A 19,666-nucleotide genomic window follows, 5' to 3' on the forward strand; every position below is an offset into this window, starting at 1 on the left:
GACTAGACATTCATTCGAACAAATGTCTAGTCCTTCGTGGTCTCCAATGCGGCGCGCGCGGCGTGATATCCACCCAGGCCGCTGACTCCGCCGCCGCGCCGGGATCCCGCTCCTGCCAGCAGGATTCCGACGTCCGGGGTGGCCACACCCCAACGCTGGGCAGGCGTGTCCAACGGTTCGTCATCAGTTGCCCACGGCCAGGAGAGTGGACCGTGGAAGATGTTCCCTCCCGGCATACGCAACGTGTCCTGCAGGTCGCGCGTCGTCTTGGTCTCGATGCAGGGATTGCCGTCGTGATCGGCGAGCACGACGTCCTCGATGGGCTCGGCGAGCACACTGGACAGTGAGTCCAGGACGGCACGTTGCAACCGGTCGCGTTCGGCATCGCCACCGGTCAACAACCGGTCCGGGGTCTGCAACGAGAAGACGGTCAGCGTGTGTGCCCCGGATGCCTGCAGCTTCGGTGACAGGATGCTCGGGTCGGTCAACGAGTGGCAGTAGATCTCCGCCGGCATCGGCGACGGCACCTGGCCGGAAAGCGCCTGTTGGTAGGCCGTTTCGAGTCCGGAGTAGGTCTCGTTGATGTGGAACGTCCCACCGAACGCGGCCGCCGGAGCCACCGCACTCTCGCGCAACTTCGGCAATCGGCTCAGCAGGAGGTTGACCTTGACCTGGGCGCCCTCGGCGGCCGCAGGTGTCCGGCCACGCAGCCCGTCGAGCACGGCAGGTGCTGCCGCCCAGAGCACCTGGCCGGCGTCGGCGACGTGCTCATCGCCCCGGGACTGCCAGCGCACGGTGCCGTCGTCCAGACCGATCACCTCGCAGTCGGTGCGCAACTCGGCGCCGGCGTCGCGCGCCACCTGCTCGAGCGCGCCGGACACCGCACCCATCCCGCCCACCGGCACGTCCCAGTCGCCGGTGCCACCGCCGATCACGTGGTAGAGGAAGCAGATGTTCTGCTGCAGGTCGATCTCGTGCGCACTCGCGAACGTCGAGATCAACCCGTCGGTCAGGATCACGCCGCGGACGAGGTCGTCGCTGACCCCGGACTCGATCGCCTCACCGAGCGGCCGGTCAAGGAAATCGCGCACGATCGCGTCGTCGCCGATGCTGTCGACGACCTCGGACCGGCGCCGCAACGGCTCCGTCACGGTCGGCCACAGGGCCTGCGCCATACGGCCGGCTCGTGCGTAGAAATCGTCCCAGCCTGCGAGGTCGTCCTGCGCGCCGATCGCCGCGAAGGACGCTGCGGTCGCCGCCGGGTCCCCGTGGTCGACGAGCAGGCCGCCGTCGCCGTCCGGCACGGGTGTGTATGACGCAAAACGTCTGCGCTTCAAGGAGATCCGCAGGCCCAGGTCGTCGATGATCCTCCGGGGGAGCAGGCTGACCAGGTAGGAGTAGCGCGACAGATATGCGCCCATCCCGGTGAATGCGTCGGCCGACACCGAGGCTCCGCCGAGCCCGGCCTGGCGCTCCAGCAGCAGCACCGACTTGCCGGCCTTGGCCAGGTAGGCCGCCGCGGTCAGGCCGTTGTGACCGCCGCCGACGATGATGACGTCATACCGAGAACGTGGCATGGGGGCAGCCTAAGGCCGAGTATGTCGCTACCGTCGTCACTTTCTCGGCACTCCGCAGCGTGGCAGTGCGACGACTCACATGGCATCGGCGACAATGGACCGGTCATGGCTACCTATCGCGACGTCGGCATCGTGCTGCGCACCCACAAGCTGGGGGAGACCGACCGCATCGTCACCATGCTGACGCGCGGTCGCGGCGAGATCCGCGCAGTGGCCAAGGGCGTGCGCCGCACCAGGTCCAAGTTCGGAGCCCGCCTCGAGCCGGGCATGATCGTCGACCTGCAGTGCTACGAGGGTCGCTCGCTCGACACCGTCACCCAGGCCGAGATCATCGCCCCCTACGGCGAACGCTTCACGCGCGACTACGGCGCGTTCACCGCGGCCACGGCGATGCTGGAGACCGCCGAGCGGCTGGTCGAGGAGCACGAGGCCGTGCCGCAGCAGTTCAACCTGCTCGCCGGCGCCCTCGCGTCGCTGGCCCACCGAGAGCACGACGCGGGGCTGGTGTTGGACTCCTACCTGTTGCGCGCCGTCGCGATCGCCGGCTGGGCGCCGAGCTTCGTCGACTGTGCGGGATGTGGTGCGACCGGTCCGCACCGGGCGTTCAACCTCGCCTCCGGTGGCGCCGTCTGCTATTCGTGCCGGACGCCGGGCAGCGCGGCGCCGCACCCGGAGACGTTCGCGCTGCTGGCCGCGTTGCTCACCGGTGACTGGGAGGTCGCCGATGCCGGCAGCCCCGGGGCCCGGAAGGAGAGCAGCGGACTGGTGGCCGCCTACGTGCAGTGGCACCTGGAGCGCGGCGTGAGATCGTTTCGTCTCGTGGACCGAACGCCTTCCCTGGAAACGACCCGATGAGCGCAGTGTCCCGACCCTTCCCGCACCCGAGCGGCGAGACACCCCCCGTCATACCCGCCGAGTTGGTGCCGCAGCACATCGCGATGGTCATGGACGGCAACGGCCGCTGGGCCAACCAGCGCGGGCTGCCGCGCACCAAGGGTCATGAGGCCGGCGAGGCGCAGCTGATCGACGTCATCGCCGGGTGCATCGACGCGGGTGTGAAAAACCTGTCGGCATACATGTTCTCCACCGAGAACTGGCGTCGCTCACCCGACGAGGTGCGCTTCCTGATGGGCTTCAACCGGGACGTCATCCGGCGCCGCGTCGACCTGCTGCACTCCTGGGGTGTGCGCTGTCGCTGGTCCGGCCAACGACCGCGGCTGTGGCGCTCGGTGCTCAAGGAGCTGCAGCGGGCCGAGGAGATCACCGCCGGCAACACGGTGATGACGCTGCAGATGTGCGTCAACTACGGCGGCCGCGCCGAGATCGCCGACGCCACGCGCCGGATCGCCGAGCAGGTGCAGGCCGGCAAGCTCAAACCGAGCTCCATCAACGAGAAGACCATCGCGCGCAACCTGACCTGGCCGGACATGCCCGATGTCGACCTCTTCGTGCGGTCATCCGGCGAGCAGCGCACCAGCAACTTCATGCTCTGGCAGTCCGCGTATGCCGAGATGGTCTTCCTCGACACCCTCTGGCCAGACTTCGACCGACGCGACCTGTGGCGCGCCATACAGATATATGCGGAGCGTGATCGGCGGTTCGGTGGCGCGATCGACGCAGCCAAGAGCTGACCGGGCTTCTACTCGGCCAACCGGGAGCTGTAACTCCCTTTCGGCATAGGAATGGGCCGGGATGCGGGTGGAAACGTCAGGCCTTCGCGGCGCACTCGGCGCAGACGCCGAAGATCTCCACCGTGTGCTCCACCTCGGTGAAACCGTGCTCCGCACTGACTGCGGCTGCCCAGCGCTCCACCTGCGGGCCTTCGACCTCGACCGCGCGGCCGCACCTGCGGCATACGAGGTGATGGTGGTGGCCGGTGCTGCACCGGCGGTAGATCGACTCGCCGTCGGGCGCCCGCAGGACATCCAGCTCACCGTCGGCAGCCATGGTCTGCAGGATCCGGTAAACCGTTGCCAGTCCGACGGATTCGCCGCTCTCCTTGAGGGAGGAGTGCAGTTCCTGGGCGGAGACGAAGTCTTCCTGGTCGTGCAACTGATCGGCGACCGCGACCTGCTGGCGGGTGGTGCGGCGGGCGGGTTGTTTTGCGGCCATCGAGATCACAACCCGGCGCTGACGATTGCCAGCGCGACGGTGAGCAGCAGCACCGAAGCGCGCATCATCCGCTCGATCGGCTCGATCCGCGGCCAGGCGAGATAGAGCAGCCAGGCGACGAGGACAGCACACAGACCGAAGCAGACCGTGCCGACGATGCCGCGGAAAGCGGCCCCGACGACGAGGAGCAGCAGCACGACGACAGCGGGAAGCGCACGCGGTGCACGGGCGATCCGCTGCAGCAGTGGGTCACTGGCGTGTTCGACGCGGACACGGAGGGGCGAGGTTCTGACGCTCGGGCGGGAAGTGGCTGACATTCACTCCAGGATATCGGGCGAAAGCAACTCGAGATCTCGTCCCTCGATTTGAGCCCGGCTGCGAGGGATCCGCGTCCTCGTGCCGCAGGCAGCCCATGACCGATGTCATGGGCGGGTCATGATCGGCGACAGGGGCACCGGGTCTCAGGTTTCGGAAGAGTGCTGTGCATGATGACGACACAACAGCCGGGAGCGACGACCATCCCGGATCCGCAGGGGGCGCCGGCGATCGAACTCGTCGGCCTGGAGAAGCGCTTCGGCTCGGTGCACGCGGTCCGCGGCCTCGACCTGACCGTCGCGCAGGGCGAGATCGTGGCCTTCCTCGGCCCGAACGGCGCCGGCAAGACGACCACCATCGACATGATGCTGGGCCTGTCCATGCCGAGCGCGGGCACCGCACGCGTCTTCGGCATGGACCCGCGCGACGCCATCGGCCGTGGCCTGGTTGCGGCGGTCATGCAGTCCGGGGGACTGCTGAAGGACCTCACCGTCCGCGAGACCGTCGACCTGACCGCGAGCCTGTTCGTCCAGACCCGCTCGGTCGACGAGTGCCTCGAGCGGGCCGGCATCGCCGACATCGGTGACCGCAAGGTGCAGAAGTGCTCCGGTGGCCAGCAGCAGCGACTGCGCTTCGCGATGGCGCTGGTCTCCGACCCTGCGCTGGTGGTGCTGGACGAGCCGACCACGGGCATGGACGTGACCGGCCGTCGCGACTTCTGGTCCGCCATCCGGCAGGACGCGCAGCGTGGCCGCACGGTGCTCTTCGCGACGCATTACCTCGAGGAGGCCGACCAGTACGCCGATCGGATCGTCCTGGTCCGCAAGGGTCAGATCGTCGCCGACGGCACCGGCGCACAGATCAAGGCGATGGCCACCGGTCGCACGGTCCGCGCCACGATGAGCGGTCTCAGCGACCGGCAGCTGGCCGCCATACCGGGTGTGGATTCTGTTGAATTGCAGGGGGATTCGGTCTCGCTGCACTCCAAGGACAGCGACGCGGTGGCTCGCTACCTCTTCGCGAACACCAACGCCCGCGACGTGGAGATCACCGCGCGGGGCCTCGAGGACGCCTTCATCGCCCTCACCGGCGACGACGACCAGCAAGGAGCCTGACCGATGACCGACTACACAGCCGTGCAGGTGGTCCCCACCGCCGAACACATCAATCTGGATCGCAAGGTCCCCGCTCACGGTGGCTTCAACGGCCGCCTGCTGCGCATCGAGCTGCTGCGAGTGCTGCGCAACAAGCGCACGTTGATCTTCACCGTGTTGCTGCCACTGGTCTTCTACGTCGCGTTCGGCGTCCCGCAGTCCAGCAAGTGGCGGGGCACGGACTTCGACCCCAAGGCCTACGAGATGATCAGTTTCGCGCTGTATGGCGCGCTGGCTGCATCCTGCGCCATCGGTGCCGGCGTCGCGGTCGAGCGGGCGCAGGGCTGGAGCAGGCAGTTGCGTCTGACCCCGCTCAGCGGCCCGTCATACATCGCGGTGAAGGTGATCACCGCGATGATCACGGCCGCGCTCCCGGTGATCATCGTCTTCGTCATCGGCGCCTCCACCGGGGCTTCGATGTCGACCGGTGCCTGGCCGGTCAGCCTGCTGCTGACCTGGATCGGCGGCAGCTTATTCGCCTCGCTCGGGCTCTTCGTCGGCTACCTGGTGCCGTCGGAGAACGCCATGCAGATCCTCGGCCCCGGCATCTCGTTGCTCGCGTTCGCGGGAGGTATCTTCTACCCGCTCGCGGTGATGAGCGACACCATGCGCACCGTCGCGTCGTTCACGCCGATGTGGGGCCTGTCGCAGATCGCGCGCTACCCGATGCTGGGTGGTTCGTTCGACCCGATGTGGCTGGTCAGCGGTGTGGTGTGGATCGGGCTGTTCTTCGCCGGCGCCGTATGGCGTTTCCGGCGCGACACCAGCCGCGTGTGACGCGGACTTTGGCAGACTGGCGGGCAATGAAGACGAACAGGCAACAACCGGCGCCGAAACGTCCCTCGGCGCTGGCTGCTGCATTCGACGCGGACTCCGAGGAGTCGGTCGGCAACCGGCTGATCATGCTCTTCTGGGCGGGTGTCTGGCTCTTCTGGATGCTGCAGCCGTTCATCGACGCCATCCGGCACATCGACACCGTGGGCGGCATGGTCGGCGTCGTCGTCGTGCCGGTGTTCTGCGTCGTCTACCTGTGGCACTTCTACGCGTGCCGGGCAGCCTTCTTCCGGCTGTCCTACCCGTGGGGTTATCAGGTGCGGTCCCGTGACGTGCTCCGGTACCTCGGCCTGGGAGCGCTCGCGATCGTCTGCATCGTCGCGGTCGGACAGGACGGCATCGCCGCTGCCATCTTCTTCGCCCTGTCGGGCCTGTGGACGCTGCCACTGATCTGGGGCTGGATAACGGTGTTCTCGACAGCCGTCGCCTATGTGCTGCTGTGGAACCTGCCGGGCTGGCATGCCGATCCGAGCACCTTCGTCGGCCTGGGATTCGGTGGTGTCGCGATCACCGTCGGCATGGTCGCCGGCCGACGCCAGCACCAGTTGCGGGAGTCGCGCCAGGTCAACGCCGAGCTGATGGTCCAACAGGAACGCAACCGGATGGCGCGCGACCTGCACGACATCCTCGGGCACTCGCTGACCGTCATCACGGTGAAGGCCGAGCTGGCCGGCCGGTTGATGGACGCCGGCGCCGAGGAACGAGCGCGGACCGAGGTGGCCGACCTCGAACGACTGTCCCGGACGGCACTGGCCGACGTGCGACGCGCGGTCGAGGGTTACCGGGAGATCTCGCTGTCCGGCGAGCTGGCCCGGGCCAAGGAAGCGCTCGCCGCCGCGGGGATCACCGCGAGCACCCCGACGGCACTGGACCAGGTGCCGGCCGATCTGGTCGAGCCGTTCGCGTGGACGGTGCGCGAGAGCGTCACGAACGTGCTGCGGCACAGCAGGGCGTCCACCTGCAGCATCACCGTGACGCCGACGTCCATCACCGTCCGGGACGACGGCGTGGGGTGCGCCGCGAGCGCCGGTGACGGCAACGGGTTGGCCGGCCTGCGCGAACGCGCGCTGTCCGCCGGTGCCGTGCTGATCACCAGATCCGTGGAACCACACGGCTTTTCGGTCACGGTCGTGGCGAGTTCGGACACGCCTGGCCCCCTTGAGGGGCCCGATGCGCAGGACGTCGCCCAGCGTCATACAGTCGGGCGGCCATCGGGAGAGGCAACGGCATGAGCACCCCACGAAGTTTTCCTCCGCTCCGCGCCTCCGATACTTCGCAGGGACCCGCATGACCATCAAAGTGATGCTCGCGGACGACCAAGCGCTGGTGCGCGGGGCTCTCGCGGCGCTGCTCGAGCTGGAGAACGACCTCACGGTGGTCAGTGAAGTGGGCGACGGCAGCCAGGTCGTCGACGCCGCGCGGGAGGCCGAGCCCGACGTGGTGCTGATGGACGTCGAGATGCCGGGCATGGACGGCATCACCGCCACCGCCGAGCTGCGCAAGGCGGTGCCGTCGGCGCGTGTGCTGATCGTGACGACCTTCGGTCGGCCGGGCTACCTGCGTCGCGGATTACAAGCAGGGGCAGCGGGATTCGTCGTCAAGGACACTCCGGCCCGTGAGCTCGCCGACGCCGTCCGTCGGGTGCATCAGGGTCTGCGTGTCGTCGATCCCGCGCTCGCGACCGACAGCCTCGTTACGGGGGAGTCACCGCTGACCGCACGCGAGACCGATGTGCTCCGTGCGGCACGACGCGGCGGCACCGTCGCGGACGTCGCCAAGGAGCTGTTCCTGTCCGAGGGGACCGTCCGCAACCACCTGTCGGCGGTCATCGGCAAGACCGGCGCCCGCACCCGCGCCGAAGCCGCCCAGATTGCCGAGTCCAACGGTTGGCTGTAGCCGTCAGCCGGTCAGGCTCGCGCAGCAGGAGACCTCTCCGGGCCGGATCAGCCGACGAGGTCGTCGGTGACCAGCATCGTCGCCCCGCCGGTGGCGAAGTTGGCGACGTCCGCCACAGCGGCCTGTCCCTCGGGCGACCCCGTTCCGGCAGCGAGCGATTCCTGCGACTCGAAGTTCAGAACGGCCACCAGATAATAGGGCGCCTCGGAACCGTCGGTCGTGGCGCAATGACCGGCATGCCAGCCCTGCAGGCCCGGGATCTTGTCGACGAGCGGCCGGTGGATCGACGTGTAATGACTGTCGAAAGCAGCGGGGTCGTCTGGCTGGCCGTAGGTGACGATCAACTGAGGCACGGGTCTTCCTAACATCACGTGGTCTGTTCTGTTCGGGAACTCGTCGAGTTCCCGAACAGCCACACTGGCACGTTTGCGCCGGTTGCGACCGGACTCGCGCGGATCGACCGTTCACCCGCCGAGAGCGACCGCCCACGGTGCTGAGAGCCGACGGTATCGCGAGGGGATCCTCGGTTGGGGGTGCGCGTCGTGCGGGAATCGGTGCGTAACCGGCGACGGTCGCTGGTTGAGTGCGCGAATCACCCGTGACCGGTGTTTAACCGGCGACGGTCGCCAGTTGGGAGGTGTCGGTGCGCTCACCGAATCAACGGTTGGTTGTGATCGGCCAGCCGGTGATCTGCTTCGGGCGCGGCGGTGCGTAGGTGCGCACCTTGGACGTTCGGAGCCCGAGTCGGTGCAGGCCCTCGGCGATGGTGACCGCCGCGGCGACACCGTCGACGACCGGGACGCCGGTGCGCTCCTTGACCTTCGCCTCCAGATCGGCCATGCCACCGCAGCCGAGGCAGATGACCTCCGCCTTGTCCTGTGTCACCGCCAGCTCGCACTCGCGCACGATCGCCTCGAGCGCACGCTCCGGGTCCGATTCGAGCTCGAGCACCGCCATCCCGGAGGAGCGCACCGACGCGAGCCGACGGTCGAGTCCGGCCAGCAGCAGACGATCCTCGATCAGCGGCACTGTGCGGTCCAGGGTCGTGACGACGCTGTACTTGTGCCCGAGGAACTGCGCGGTGGATGCCGCGGCCTCGGTGATGTCGACGACCGGGACGTCGAGCATTTCCTGCAGGCCTTCGCGGCCGTGCTCGCCATACCCGGCCTGTATGACGGCGTCGTACTCGCCGTCATACGTCACGACCCGGTCCATCACCGCCACGGCGGCCAGGTAGCTCTCCAGGTTCCCTTCGCACGACTCGGCGCCGAAGTATGGCGTCAGCGGGATGATCTCGGTGCCCGGTGCGGCGGCAGCCCGCGCGGCCTCGCCGATGGACTTGGTCATGGTCTCGGTCGTGTTCACATTGACGACCAGGATCTTCATCGGCCTGCCTCCGCTCGGGTGTCTTCGGCCCGATCGACCAGGGTCTGTACGGCGCTGCCCGGCACGACGACCACGGGGACCGGGGACTCGTGGACGATGCGCATACCGGTGGAGCCGAGGAACACCCGGCGTCCGGCGCCCATGTCGCTGGAGCCGACGACGAGCACGTCCCCGTCGTCCCAGCTGACGTGTTCGATGGCGTCCGCCCAGTCCTCGCCGAAACCGACCGCGGTCTCTGCGATGTTCGGCGCGTTGGGCAGGCGGCGCACCTCGGCGAGGGTTTCCGCGGCGCGCTCGCGCACGTCGGCTGTCACCGTCGTGCGGAGTTCGCCCTCCGCGATGAGGTCGGTCGTGATGCTGCGCGACTGCAGGGAGAAGGACGTCAGGCGCAGCTCGGCGCCGGTCTCGATGCAGATGCCCGCTGCCGCGAGGACCAGTCCGGACGTGCCGGCGACGCCCCCGTATGCCGCGTTGACGCGTCGTACCCGATCGTCGGTGTCGACGCGGAATCCACGCGGTGCCAACGCGATCGGAACGGGGCTGGAGTGCACCAGGTGATTGGTGACGCTACCCAGACTGACCCGGCCGAGCACACCGTGGGTGGAGTTGCCGACGACGATCACGTCGGCGGCCTCGGTCTCGGCGAGCTCCGCCAGGCCGCTGGGCACCGAGCGGGCGTCGTGGATGCGGAACTCGGTCTCGACATCGCTCGGGGCGTCCGGCTTCGCTTCCTCCAGCTCGGCGATGAGCTGCTGACGGAGCAGACTGGTGTATTGGAAGTCGACCCGTGCGACGGACGGTGCCGACGGTGTCTCCATCACCATGGTCACCAGCAGGCGTGAGCCGGTCGACCGCGCGATGAACGCGCCCAGCCGGAGCGCCTCGAGTCCGGCGGCTCCCGGTTGGTAAGCGACGATCGTCGTCATGAGGGTTCTCCTTCGACGTGAGTGGTGGGACGTCAGTGGTGCGCTTGCACGGCGATCGCCTCGCCGTCGACGTCACGGAAGGTGCGTGAGCGGTCGGCCACGATCAGGTAGAGGACGAATGCGATGCCGGCGGCGATGAACCAGGAGAACGGGGCGAAGGTGCTGAATGCGTTGAGCTCGTGGATCTGGCCGGAGAACGCGAAGGCGATGGAGATGAGCGCCGAGGGGACGAGCGCGATCACGGCCCGGTTGTTGACGCCCTTGCTGTAGTAGTAGTCACCGTCCGGGTCGAACGTGTAGAGATCGGGAACGTTGATCTGCTGCTTGCGCAGCACCCAGTAGTCGGCCATCACGATGCCGAACAACGGCCCGAGGACAGCGCCCAGGCCACCGAGGAAGTAGTTGATCACGGCGGGGGAGTTGTAGAGGTTCCACGGCAAGATCACGAAGCCGATGACTCCGGAGATGATGGCCGCCTTGCGGAAGTCCAGCTTCTTGGGGGAGAGGTTGGTCAGCGCGTATGCCGGTGCGACGAAGTTCGCCATCAGGTTCACGCCAATGGTGAGGACGACCAGTGCGAGACAGGCCAGCACGAGGAACGGCGTGGCGAAGGTGTGTACGACGTCCTCGGGGCCCGCGATGACCTTGCCGTCGACGGTGAACCGGCCGCCGGCCAGCAGCAGCACGATGCAGCCGAAGAACAGCATGTTGACGGGTATGCCGGCGACGTTGCCCAGCACGACGGACCGCTTCGACTTGGCGCCGCGGGTGAAGTCGCAGAAGTTCAGCACGAACGTCCCGTAGATCGCGACCCAGCCGGAGGCTCCAGCGAGGATCTCGTGCCACATGTCCCAACCGTGCAGCGCCCAGGGCTTGCCGTTGCGGGTGGCCTCGGGCTCCCAGGTGATGTGTCCCTTCGCCTGTATGACGACGGCGATGGCCATGACCAGGAAGGTCACCAGGATGATCGGGCCGGAGTAGGCCTCGAACTTGCGGACCATCTCGATGCCGTAGCAGGCGATGATCACCTGGATGACCCACAGCGCGGCGAAGCAGATCCAGCCCAGGTGGTTCAGGCCGAGCAGCTTGTGCTCGGTCAGGACCTCCGCGCTCGGGAAGAGGGCGAGCACCAGGATGTTGCAGACCAGGGAGGCCAGGTAGGTCTGGATGCCGAACCAGGCGATGGCGACGCCGCCGCGGAACAGCGCGGGGATGTGCGCGCCACGGACGCCGAAACTGATCCGGCTCATCACCGGGAACGGCACGCCGACCTTGTAGCCGACGAAGCCGGAGATGGTCAGCAGGACCAGCAGGAAGAGGGAGCCGAAGCCCATCGCGAGCAGGATCTGCCACGCGCCCAGGCCCAGCGCGAACAGCCCGATGGCGAACGTGTAGTTGCCGAGGCTGTGCACGTCGTTGGCCCACAGGGTGAAGATGTTGTACGAGCTCCAGGTGCGGCCCTGCTTCCTGGACGGTGCGATGTCGAAGTTGTACAACCGCTGGTCGCACGCGGGCGCCAGGACATCGGTGACCGCCACGTCCTGCAGGCTGTGCTCCAGTGGCTGGTCCAAGCGTTCGGTGTTCGACATCGCGCCTCCTAAGCGGTTGGGAGAAATCTAGGAGCGCGGGGTCGGTGGTGGTACGGCCCGACAGATATATCCGTCAGGGGACAGATATATCTCCCTGGCCATTGCGCGCCTCGTCGATGTATGCCGTCAGCCGTCCGTGGTGACGCCGGGCGGCCGCGCTGAGATGCACCCCGTCGCGGCGCAGGAAGGCATCGAGCATCAGCGCGTGATCGGTCTGCAGCTCCGCCCGCTGCGTCGCGTCGAGCAGGCTCATCGCCTGCGACGGCTCGGTGAGGTCGGCGACCAGGCCGAGCATGTGCAGCAGCCGCGGCATACCGCACGGAGCCAGCAACGTCTCGTGGAAGGCACGGCTGAGGTTCTGGTATCGGTGGACGTCGTCGGCGTCGATGGCTGCGGTCAGCTGCTGGTGGATCTCGTGGGCGCGCTCGTCGTCGTCTGCGGTCGCGGCCGCGGTGGCGGCTTCGATGGCGGCGGCCTCCAGCGCCCCACGGACCAGATAGAGCTCGTGCAACTCCGGCCCGCTCAGCACCGTGACGGTGTATCCGCCGCGCGGCTGGTGGCGTACGAGGCCCTCACCGATGAGCGTCTTGAGGGCTTCACGCACCGGGATCCGACTCACCTCGAAGAAGGCGCCGATCTCGTCGACGGGAAGGGTGGCTCCCGGACGCAGCTGTCCGGCGACGATGACGCGTCGCAACTCGCTCAGCACGTAGGGACCCGTCGCGTAACCATCCGCTCGGCGGAGTTGGCGGGTCCACTCACTCGCATCAGTAACCATTCGGTCCAGTATCCCGCGCCTCAGTACGGTGCGTGCAACGTTGCTTGACAGTCGCTTCGCGCCTGACCAGCCAACTTTGCCCACATCCGTACCTGTTCTATTTCTGACTGACGGCACTGGCGGTTTTGGCTGAATGCCGCCCTCCTGGGACCATGTATGACGACATGACCGACACCCTCACCCCGACACCCGTGCTTGCGCCGCTGCAGATCGGCAGGCACACGATCGCCTCACCCGTGGTGCTGGCGCCGATGGCGGGCATCACGAACCGGGCGTTCCGTCGCCTGTGTCGCAGGTATGGCGATGCCGGTTCGACGGCCGGTGGCGCATCGGGCGCGACCAGCCTCTACGTGAGCGAGATGATCACCTCGCGGGCACTGGTCGAGCGCAATGCGATGACCATGCGACTCATCGAGCACGACCCCGACGAGTCGCCGCGGTCCATCCAGCTCTACAGCGTCGACCCCGAGACGACCGGCCGCGCAGCCCACATCCTGGCAAGCGAGAACCGTTGTGACCACATCGATCTCAACTTCGGCTGCCCCGTGCCCAAGGTCACCCGCAAGGGCGGAGGATCCGCACTGCCGTGGAAGACCGACCTCTTCCGGGGCGTCGTGTCGGCAGCGGTCAAGGCTGCGGCGCCATACGACATCCCGGTCACGGTCAAGATGCGCAGGGGCATCGACGAGGAGCACCTGACGTTCCTGGAAGCCGGCCGCATCGCCGAGGGCGAGGGCGCCGCAGCCGTCGCCCTGCATGCGCGCACGGCCGCGCAGGCCTACTCCGGTCATGCGCAGTGGGACGCGATCGCACAGCTCAAGCAGGCCGTCACGAGCATCCCGGTGCTCGGCAACGGCGACATCTGGTCCGCCGAGGACGCCATCCGGATGGCCCAGGAGACCGGTTGCGACGGCGTCGTCGTCGGCCGCGGTTGCCTCGGTCGCCCGTGGCTGTTCACCGACCTGGCGGCGGCGTTCGCGGGCGGCTCGACCAGGGTGCAACCGACCATGCGCGAGGTCGCCGAGACGCTGCGGTTGCACACGGTCTACCTCGCCGAGTTCTTCGAGTCCGAGGACAAGGCCTGCCGCGACATACGCAAGCACATCGCTTGGTACTTCAAGGGATTCCGCGTCGGCTCGGAGTTGCGTGCCGGCCTCGGCCTAGTGAAGTCGCTGGCGTCGCTCGACGACCTGATCGGCAGTCTCGACCTCGACCAGCCATGGCCGGGTGAGGCATCCGAGGGCCCACGTGGCCGGGCCGGTTCCGAGCGCCACGTCGTGCTCCCGGAGGGCTGGCTCGATTCGCGCACGGTCGACGACGACACGCGCCGCGACGTGGCCGCGGCGGAGGAGTTCAACAGCGGCGGCTGACGCTCGTCAGTCGAGGGCGACCGATGCGATGGCGTCGGCGACCTCGCGCGCGCTCCCTCGCATGGTGGCCGAGCCGATGGACACCTCGGTCCACGACCATCCAGGGACATCGGCTGGGGTCCAGTCTCGGACGGCGACCACCCGGTCCCGTTCCAACAACTGGATCACCTTCTCGCGCAACGCTTCCGGATCTCCGGGCGCGTAGACGACGAACTCCCGCGTGTGCGGCGGGTCCGGTATGACGCGCAGGCCCCGGTCGTGCAGCAGAGCCGCGATCTCGACCGCCCGATCGTGGTACTCGGCCATGCGTGGCAGGTGCGCGTCCAAACCTGCGAGGGCGGAGGAGGCATACGCGGTCATGCCGAAGATCGTGCCGCCGAGTCGGCGGCGCCACTGGCGTGCCTCGGCCACGAAGTCCTCCGGTCCGGCCAGTGCAGCGCCGGCGAACGCACCGAGTCCCTTGTAGAACGAGACGTAGACGCTGTCGGCCAGCGCGGCCGTCTCCGCAAGCGACCTCCCGAGGTGCGGCGTGGAGTCCCAGAGGCGTGCGCCGTCCAGATGGAGCGGCACTCCGCGGTCACGGCAGCGGTCGCTGAACTCGGCCAACTCGTCGAACGTCGGCAGTACGAAGCCGGCCTCACGCAGGGGCACCTCCAACAGCGCGGCACCGAGCGGCCCCGGTATGGCGTCCAAGTGCTCGACCGTCGGCAGTTGCCGACCGGAACCCAGGCGTTCGTACTGCAGGTCGTGCAACAGCGCCGGACCGTCCAGCTCGTGCCGCAGGACGTGCGACAGATCGGGCAGCGCAACGCGCCGCGAGCCGGACCGGTCGGTCCAGCACCGCAGGGCGGCCTGCTGAGCCATCACCCCGCTCGGGAAGAATGCGACGGCGGGTTTGCCGAGCAGGCCGGCCACGCGTGCCTCGAGCTCGGTGACGAGGCCGCCTTCGCCATACCAGTCCCAATCGGCAGTGGGGTCAACACTTTCCGCTACCGCGGTGAGCGCTTCGCTCGGTGTGCGGAACTCGTGGCCGAGCATTCGGCGAGCGCCCGGCGCGGCAGCGGCGAACCGTGCGGCGAGGGAGGATGCATCCGTGATCGGGTCGTTGCTGGCTGCGGGCATCCCCTCATCCTGCCGGAGCGACCTCCTCGGCCTGCTGTTGGTCGGCTGCAGCCGGAACGGCCGGAACATCAGGTCGGTCGCGGCGGATGGCGCGGTAGACCAGTGAAGCCGCGGCGGCTCCGAGCGCCCAGAGCACGTGCACGCCGTTCATCACCAGGAGCGCGCACACGCTGACGAACGCGAGCACTGCCGTCCACCACCCCGCGCTCCCACGGGGCAGGAGTCGCACCGCGGCGGCGGCGCCGAGCACGTACACCGCTGTGAAGCACCCGGTGGCCAGCAACATCAACTGGGTCAGATCGAACGAGAAAACCTCGTTGGCGAGCAACGCCGTGAGCGCCAGCCCGGTCACCAGCGCAAGGCTGCGGCGCGGCACTCCGCCGGCCTCGGAACCTTTGGCCAGCGCCGCGGGCAGCGCCCGATCGGCCGCCAGCGCCGCCCCGAGCCGTGAGCCTCCGGCGAAGTATGCGTTCATTGCCCCGAACGTCAGCATCACCGCGATGGCCGCGGTCACGACGCGCGCCGGTCCGCCGACCCCGACCACGAGTAGCGCGGACAGTGGTGCCGCGGTGTCCGCCGCAGCGGGTCCGAGCACCAGGACGGTCGCCGCCGCGAGCGCGAGGTAGAGGACCCCGACCACGACCAGCGCGATGGCGGTGGCACGCGGCAGGTCGCGCCGCGGGTTGCGGTATTCACCGGCCAGCGGCGCGATCGCCTCCCAGCCGGCGAAACCCCACACGAGCAGCGCGGCAGCTGAGCCGATGGCGCCGATCCCGTGCGGTGCGAACGGTGTCAGGTGCTCGGTGGTCCCGTGCGGCGCCGCGACGACGACGGCGACCGAGATCAGTCCGGCCAGGACTGCCGTGAGCACGAGTTGCACCCGCCCGGACAGGCGCAGCCCCGCAGCGTTGAGCAGCCCGACGCCGACGATCAGCACCACCCCGGTCAGGACCGCAGTGGTGCGGCCCCCGCCGACCGCTTCGGCGACATACGCGCCGGCCATCAGGCTGGCCGGGGGAGCACCGACCGGCACAGCCAGGAAGAAGCACCAGCCGACGGCGCCCGCGGCGCGCGAGCCGAACGCCCGGTCCACGTATGCCGAGACACCTCTGCGCTCGGGGTAGCGCGAACCCATCGCCGCGAACGTCGCGGCAAGCGGAACACTGAGCAATACCAACGCGATCCATGCGACCAGCGATGCTGGCCCGGCAACCGTGACGCCGAGTGCGGGCAGGGTGATGACGCCGGTGCCGAGAACCGCTCCGATCGAGAGTGCGGCACCCTGCGGCACCGACAGGAAGTTCTTCATGCCCCGAGGATGCTCTCCCATCAATGGCCTGCAGAAGATCCATTCCTGGTCAATCTGATTGGGCCAATCTACGGTGGAGTGATGGACCTCCTCGTCGACCTGTCCGGCCCCGGCGATCGGACGACGCGCATTTACCAGCACCTGCTCGACGGCATCGCCTCCGGCCGGCTGCCTCCCGGGGAGAAGCTGCCCGCCAGCAGGACGATGGCGGCCGAGCTCGGGGTCGCTCGGGGCACGGTCGCGACGGCATACGACCGGCTCACCGCAGAGGGTTACCTCGAATCACGGGTCGGCGCAGGCACTTTCGTCAGTCGCGAGGTCGGACCCGTCCGTCCGGCGTCGGCGCCCGCGGGGGAGGTGCAGCCGCTAGCGACCTGGGAGCGGTTGCCGGCCGCCGTTCCGGACTCGCCGTCGCTGGAGTTCGACCTGTCGGTCGCAGGCCCGGACACCCGTCTCTTCCCGTTCGCCGTATGGCGCCGCCTGGTGTCGGCGACCCTGCGGCCCTCGCTGCAGGAGCAGCCGGTCTACGACGGTTCGGGGCACCCTCGGCTGCAGGCCGAGATCGCTCGGCACCTGCGTCTGTCGCGCTCGGTGGTGACCGACGGGCCGGACATCCTGCTGACCGGTGGAGCACAGCAGGCGCTGGACCTGATCTGCCGGGTCCTGCTCGAGCCGGGTGACACGGTCGCAGTGGAGGACCCGGGCTACACGGCCGCGGTCCGGCTCTACGCCTCGCACGGCGCCGTGGTGCGTGGTGTGTCGGTCGACGAGGAGGGCCTGGTGGTCGACGCGCTGCCGGACGACGCACGACTGGTCTACGTCACACCGTCCCACCAGTTCCCGACCGGTGCGGTGATGTCGTTGCGCCGGCGGACGGCGCTGCTGGACTGGGCGGTGGCCCATCACGCGCTCATCGTCGAGGACGATTACGACAGTGAATTCCGTTATGAGTCAAGGGCGCTCGCACCGCTGCAGAGCCTCGACAGATGCGGCCGGGTTGCCTACGTCGGGTCGTTCTCGAAGGTGCTGATGCCGATGCTCCGAATCGGCTACCTGGTGGCACCGCGGTCGCTGCAGCCGGCGCTGCGGACCGCGAAGATGCTCACCGACTGGCAGGGCGACACCGTGACCCAGGGCGCCATGGCGCGCTTCCTCGCCGAAGGTCTGCTGGCGGCGCACGTCCGCCGCGCGACCCGCGTGTATGCCGGCAGGCGGTCGCTGCTGCTGCGCGAACTCGCCGCGTTGGACGACGTCCTCACGCCATACCTCTCCACTGCCGGACTGCACGTCTGCACGAGGTTCCGTGACCAGAGACGGTCGGACCGGAAGCTCGTCGCGGCGCTCGCAGCGGTGGGTGTCGGTGTCGAGCCGTTGTCCCCGCGATACGTCGAGCAGTCCCCGGTGCACGGCCTCGCACTCGGTCTGCGGCACATCGACGAAGAACGCATCCCGGCAGCGGTCCGCCGGATCGGCGCGGCGTTACGTCGGTGACGAACCGCCCACGAGTGGGTCACTTCTCGACAGGGCGCTCCGGGTCGGTGATCCAGTGTGACCACGAACCGATGTAGATGCTGGTCCTCGGGCGTATGCCGCTCGCCTCCAGCGCGAGTGCCAGATGGGTCGCTTGCACTCCTGAGCCGCAGTAGATCCCCACCTCACTGTCGGTCCGTATGCCGAGCCCGGTGAAGCGCATGGCCAGGTCGTCCGGCGGCAGGAACGGGCCGGCCTCGGTGACATTGGCCAGGGACGGGGAGGAGACGGCGGCCGGGATGTGCCCGGCCACCGGGTCGACCGTCTCGTTGCGGCCGGCGAACCGGTCCGCGGGGCGCGCGTCCAACAGCAGCTTGCCCGCGGCGAAGTCCGCGGCCCCGTCCGCGTCGAGCAGTGCGGCACCCGGGTCGGTCGGGTAGAAGTCGCCCTCCGGCGGAGCCGGCTCATCGGTCGACACCGGCAGGCCGGCCGCCTGCCACGCGGCGAAACCACCGTCCAGGACCTGGACGTCTTCCTTGCCGAAGTACTTCAACAGCCACCAGCACCGGCTGGCCGCCAGCGAGTCGTCGTCGTCGTAGACGACGACCGGGCGATCGTTGTCCACGCCGGCGGCGCGCATCGCCGCCGTGAAGACGTCGCGGTCCGGCATCGGATGCCGTCCGCCGGTGCCCGGTTCGGCGGCCATGACGCCCTCGAACTCGACCCAGGCGGCCCCGGGCAGGTGCCCCTCGTCGTAGGCGTGGCGGCGCAGCGGTTCGCCCAGTTTCCAGCGGGTGTCGATCACCGTCACCGAGTCGAGGATCGTCGACAGAGCGGTCGGAATGATCAGCGGATGGGTGGGACGCGTCATACCTGAAGTCTGCTGGGCACGAGGACCGGTCGCAACGGCGGTGGGCGTGTGGATCGGGCGAGTCTGGGTAGGCTCGGGACGTCCGGGGTGCCCTGAAGGGCACTCGAGCAACGAGTTCTACCCATGGAGGCCAGCCCGTGATTGTTCGCCGCCTTGCCCGCCCGATGTTGTCCTCGATCTTCGTCACCGCCGGCTTCAGTTCGCTACGCAACCCTGACCACGCGGCGCCCGCAGCGGCCCCGGTGGTGGACAAACTTCGCTCGGTGCTGCCGCGCCAGGTCGCGTCGCTCATCCCGGCCGACCCAGCCACCGCGGTCCGAGTCAACGGCGCCGTACACGTCGTCGGCGGACTGATGCTGGCCACCGGCAAGTTCCCGCGTGTCGCCTCCGTGGTGCTGGCGGGCACCCTGCTGCCGACGACACTCGCCGGCCACGCGTTCTGGCAGGAGGACGACCCGGCGAAGCGGGCGCAGCAGCAGGTGCATTTCTTCAAGAACGTCAGCCTCGTGGGCGGCCTGCTCATCGCTGCCGTCGACACCGAGGGCAAGCCGAGTGCCGCCTGGCGCAGTCGTGCGGCCGCGCACCGCGCCGGTGAAGCGGTGTCCTCCGCGCTGCCCTCGAGCAGCGAGAGCGCTGACACCGTCAGCTCGCTGAAGGAGACCGTCGGCAATGTCGCCGAGGCCGCCAAGGAGCACGGCGCCCACCTGGCCGCCGTCGCCAGGGAGCAGGCACCCGTCGTCGCGGAGGCGGTCCGCGAACGCGGTGAGGCAGTGGCCGAGGCCGCACGCGAGCACGGTCCGGTCGTCGCCGAGGCCGTGCGTGAGCGCGGCAGCGACGTCGGTCGTCGCGCCGCCAAACGGGCGAGCAGGGCGGCGCGGCAGGCCCGCGCGCAGATGGCCTGAGCACGTCGACACGGCGCACGCCGGGGGCCATGCTCCCGGCGTGCGCTGCTCGTAT

At 68.7% G+C, this 19,666-nt stretch carries 20 protein-coding genes; 9 read left to right on the top strand and 11 right to left on the bottom strand.

Going from position 1 to position 19,666, the window contains the following annotated elements:
• Nucleotides 1-26: 26 nt before the first annotated feature.
• Nucleotides 27-1,577 (bottom strand): phytoene desaturase family protein, encoded by a 1,551-nt coding sequence (locus IEX71_RS17500; RefSeq protein WP_188838312.1) that lies wholly within the window; start codon nt 1,575-1,577, stop codon nt 27-29.
• Nucleotides 1,578-1,682: 105 nt separating this feature from the next.
• Between IEX71_RS17500 and recO the strand changes: the two genes are divergently transcribed.
• Nucleotides 1,683-2,432 carry a DNA repair protein RecO gene (gene recO / locus IEX71_RS17505; RefSeq protein ID WP_188838313.1) on the top strand — a complete coding sequence of 250 codons (750 nt, stop codon included), beginning with the start codon at nt 1,683-1,685 and terminating at the stop codon, nt 2,430-2,432.
• The gene (locus IEX71_RS17510) at nt 2,429-3,208 is read left to right on the top strand and encodes an isoprenyl transferase (protein WP_188838314.1); all 780 of its coding nucleotides are present in this window, start codon (nt 2,429-2,431) and stop codon (nt 3,206-3,208) included. Before recO ends, IEX71_RS17510 begins: the two co-directional genes overlap by 4 nt.
• Before the next feature lie 76 nt (nt 3,209-3,284).
• On the opposite strand, the gene IEX71_RS17515 is transcribed toward IEX71_RS17510, so the two are convergent.
• Both IEX71_RS17515 and IEX71_RS17520 read right to left on the bottom strand, forming a co-directional pair.
• On the bottom strand, nt 3,285-3,689 hold the full coding sequence (locus tag IEX71_RS17515) for a Fur family transcriptional regulator (RefSeq protein ID WP_188838315.1): 405 nt from the start codon (nt 3,687-3,689) through the stop codon (nt 3,285-3,287).
• A 5-nt stretch (nt 3,690-3,694) separates the two neighbouring features.
• A complete protein-coding gene (locus IEX71_RS17520; protein WP_188838316.1) occupies nt 3,695-4,006 on the bottom strand; it encodes a DUF6703 family protein in 312 nt (103 codons plus the stop codon).
• 168 nt (nt 4,007-4,174) lie between these two features.
• Between IEX71_RS17520 and IEX71_RS17525 the strand changes: the two genes are divergently transcribed.
• Genes IEX71_RS17525 through IEX71_RS17540 form a run of 4 tightly spaced genes read left to right on the top strand, consistent with a single transcriptional unit; the run spans nt 4,175 to nt 7,888 of the window.
• Nucleotides 4,175-5,119: an ABC transporter ATP-binding protein gene (locus IEX71_RS17525; protein WP_229749833.1), complete on the top strand. Its 945-nt coding sequence runs from the start codon at nt 4,175-4,177 to the stop codon at nt 5,117-5,119.
• A 3-nt stretch (nt 5,120-5,122) separates the two neighbouring features.
• Nucleotides 5,123-5,935 carry an ABC transporter permease gene (locus IEX71_RS17530; protein ID WP_188838318.1) on the top strand — a complete coding sequence of 271 codons (813 nt, stop codon included), beginning with the start codon at nt 5,123-5,125 and terminating at the stop codon, nt 5,933-5,935.
• Between the two features lie 26 nt (nt 5,936-5,961).
• On the top strand, nt 5,962-7,224 hold the full coding sequence (locus IEX71_RS17535; protein WP_188838319.1) for a sensor histidine kinase: 1,263 nt from the start codon (nt 5,962-5,964) through the stop codon (nt 7,222-7,224).
• A 55-nt stretch (nt 7,225-7,279) separates the two neighbouring features.
• A complete protein-coding gene (locus tag IEX71_RS17540) occupies nt 7,280-7,888 on the top strand; it encodes a response regulator transcription factor (RefSeq protein WP_188838320.1) in 609 nt (202 codons plus the stop codon).
• Between the two features lie 47 nt (nt 7,889-7,935).
• On the opposite strand, the gene IEX71_RS17545 is transcribed toward IEX71_RS17540, so the two are convergent.
• The 5 genes from IEX71_RS17545 to IEX71_RS17565 form a co-directional block, all read right to left on the bottom strand.
• Entirely contained in the window at nt 7,936-8,241 is a 306-nt protein-coding gene (locus tag IEX71_RS17545) for an EthD family reductase (RefSeq protein ID WP_188838321.1), read from the bottom strand.
• A 304-nt stretch (nt 8,242-8,545) separates the two neighbouring features.
• Nucleotides 8,546-9,274, bottom strand: coding sequence for an aspartate/glutamate racemase family protein (locus IEX71_RS17550; protein WP_188838322.1), 729 nt, complete (start codon nt 9,272-9,274; stop codon nt 8,546-8,548).
• Nucleotides 9,271-10,200: a universal stress protein gene (locus IEX71_RS17555; RefSeq protein ID WP_188838323.1), complete on the bottom strand. Its 930-nt coding sequence runs from the start codon at nt 10,198-10,200 to the stop codon at nt 9,271-9,273. The genes IEX71_RS17550 and IEX71_RS17555 overlap by 4 nt, the downstream gene beginning before the upstream one ends.
• 32 nt (nt 10,201-10,232) lie before the next feature.
• A complete protein-coding gene (locus tag IEX71_RS17560) occupies nt 10,233-11,789 on the bottom strand; it encodes an NCS1 family nucleobase:cation symporter-1 (RefSeq protein WP_188838324.1) in 1,557 nt (518 codons plus the stop codon).
• A 73-nt stretch (nt 11,790-11,862) separates the two neighbouring features.
• Nucleotides 11,863-12,567, bottom strand: coding sequence for a GntR family transcriptional regulator (locus tag IEX71_RS17565; protein ID WP_188838325.1), 705 nt, complete (start codon nt 12,565-12,567; stop codon nt 11,863-11,865).
• Between the two features lie 164 nt (nt 12,568-12,731).
• Here IEX71_RS17565 and dusB point away from each other — a divergent pair, with 164 nt between their 5' ends.
• A complete protein-coding gene (gene dusB / locus IEX71_RS17570) occupies nt 12,732-13,937 on the top strand; it encodes a tRNA dihydrouridine synthase DusB (RefSeq protein WP_188838326.1) in 1,206 nt (401 codons plus the stop codon).
• A gap of 6 nt (nt 13,938-13,943) precedes the next feature.
• Here dusB and IEX71_RS17575 read toward each other — a convergent pair whose 3' ends face one another.
• Complete coding sequence (locus tag IEX71_RS17575) at nt 13,944-15,059, bottom strand: threonine aldolase family protein (RefSeq protein ID WP_188838327.1); 1,116 nt, start codon at nt 15,057-15,059, stop codon at nt 13,944-13,946.
• Nucleotides 15,060-15,063: 4 nt separating this feature from the next.
• Nucleotides 15,064-16,368: an amino acid permease gene (locus tag IEX71_RS17580; RefSeq protein ID WP_188838328.1), complete on the bottom strand. Its 1,305-nt coding sequence runs from the start codon at nt 16,366-16,368 to the stop codon at nt 15,064-15,066.
• A gap of 81 nt (nt 16,369-16,449) precedes the next feature.
• Between IEX71_RS17580 and pdxR the strand changes: the two genes are divergently transcribed.
• Entirely contained in the window at nt 16,450-17,859 is a 1,410-nt protein-coding gene (gene pdxR, locus IEX71_RS17585; RefSeq protein ID WP_188838329.1) for a MocR-like pyridoxine biosynthesis transcription factor PdxR, read from the top strand.
• A 19-nt stretch (nt 17,860-17,878) separates the two neighbouring features.
• On the opposite strand, the gene IEX71_RS17590 is transcribed toward pdxR, so the two are convergent.
• Complete coding sequence (locus IEX71_RS17590; protein WP_188838330.1) at nt 17,879-18,709, bottom strand: sulfurtransferase; 831 nt, start codon at nt 18,707-18,709, stop codon at nt 17,879-17,881.
• A gap of 137 nt (nt 18,710-18,846) precedes the next feature.
• On the opposite strand from IEX71_RS17590, the gene IEX71_RS17595 reads away from it, so the two are divergent.
• On the top strand, nt 18,847-19,611 hold the full coding sequence (locus tag IEX71_RS17595) for a DoxX family protein (RefSeq protein WP_188838331.1): 765 nt from the start codon (nt 18,847-18,849) through the stop codon (nt 19,609-19,611).
• The last annotated feature ends 55 nt before the right edge of the window (nt 19,612-19,666 follow it).

It is taken from the genome of Flexivirga endophytica, assembly GCF_014640635.1.
GTDB lineage: Bacteria > Actinomycetota > Actinomycetes > Actinomycetales > Dermatophilaceae > Flexivirga > Flexivirga endophytica.

What these genes read in the sequence shown, in the direction of transcription:
- IEX71_RS17500 (WP_188838312.1), bottom strand. Translation starts at nt 1,577, where the DNA reads ATGCCACGTTCTCGGTATGACGTCATCATCGTCGGCGGCGGTCACAAC.
- recO (WP_188838313.1), top strand. Translation starts at nt 1,683, where the DNA reads ATGGCTACCTATCGCGACGTCGGCATCGTGCTGCGCACCCACAAGCTG.
- IEX71_RS17510 (WP_188838314.1), top strand. Translation starts at nt 2,429, where the DNA reads ATGAGCGCAGTGTCCCGACCCTTCCCGCACCCGAGCGGCGAGACACCC.
- IEX71_RS17515 (WP_188838315.1), bottom strand. Translation starts at nt 3,689, where the DNA reads ATGGCCGCAAAACAACCCGCCCGCCGCACCACCCGCCAGCAGGTCGCG.
- IEX71_RS17520 (WP_188838316.1), bottom strand. Translation starts at nt 4,006, where the DNA reads ATGTCAGCCACTTCCCGCCCGAGCGTCAGAACCTCGCCCCTCCGTGTC.
- IEX71_RS17525 (WP_229749833.1), top strand. Translation starts at nt 4,175, where the DNA reads ATGATGACGACACAACAGCCGGGAGCGACGACCATCCCGGATCCGCAG.
- IEX71_RS17530 (WP_188838318.1), top strand. Translation starts at nt 5,123, where the DNA reads ATGACCGACTACACAGCCGTGCAGGTGGTCCCCACCGCCGAACACATC.
- IEX71_RS17535 (WP_188838319.1), top strand. Translation starts at nt 5,962, where the DNA reads ATGAAGACGAACAGGCAACAACCGGCGCCGAAACGTCCCTCGGCGCTG.
- IEX71_RS17540 (WP_188838320.1), top strand. Translation starts at nt 7,280, where the DNA reads ATGACCATCAAAGTGATGCTCGCGGACGACCAAGCGCTGGTGCGCGGG.
- IEX71_RS17550 (WP_188838322.1), bottom strand. Translation starts at nt 9,274, where the DNA reads ATGAAGATCCTGGTCGTCAATGTGAACACGACCGAGACCATGACCAAG.
- IEX71_RS17555 (WP_188838323.1), bottom strand. Translation starts at nt 10,200, where the DNA reads ATGACGACGATCGTCGCTTACCAACCGGGAGCCGCCGGACTCGAGGCG.
- IEX71_RS17560 (WP_188838324.1), bottom strand. Translation starts at nt 11,789, where the DNA reads ATGTCGAACACCGAACGCTTGGACCAGCCACTGGAGCACAGCCTGCAG.
- IEX71_RS17565 (WP_188838325.1), bottom strand. Translation starts at nt 12,567, where the DNA reads ATGGTTACTGATGCGAGTGAGTGGACCCGCCAACTCCGCCGAGCGGAT.
- dusB (WP_188838326.1), top strand. Translation starts at nt 12,732, where the DNA reads ATGACCGACACCCTCACCCCGACACCCGTGCTTGCGCCGCTGCAGATC.
- IEX71_RS17575 (WP_188838327.1), bottom strand. Translation starts at nt 15,059, where the DNA reads ATGCCCGCAGCCAGCAACGACCCGATCACGGATGCATCCTCCCTCGCC.
- IEX71_RS17580 (WP_188838328.1), bottom strand. Translation starts at nt 16,368, where the DNA reads ATGAAGAACTTCCTGTCGGTGCCGCAGGGTGCCGCACTCTCGATCGGA.
- pdxR (WP_188838329.1), top strand. Translation starts at nt 16,450, where the DNA reads ATGGACCTCCTCGTCGACCTGTCCGGCCCCGGCGATCGGACGACGCGC.
- IEX71_RS17590 (WP_188838330.1), bottom strand. Translation starts at nt 18,709, where the DNA reads ATGACGCGTCCCACCCATCCGCTGATCATTCCGACCGCTCTGTCGACG.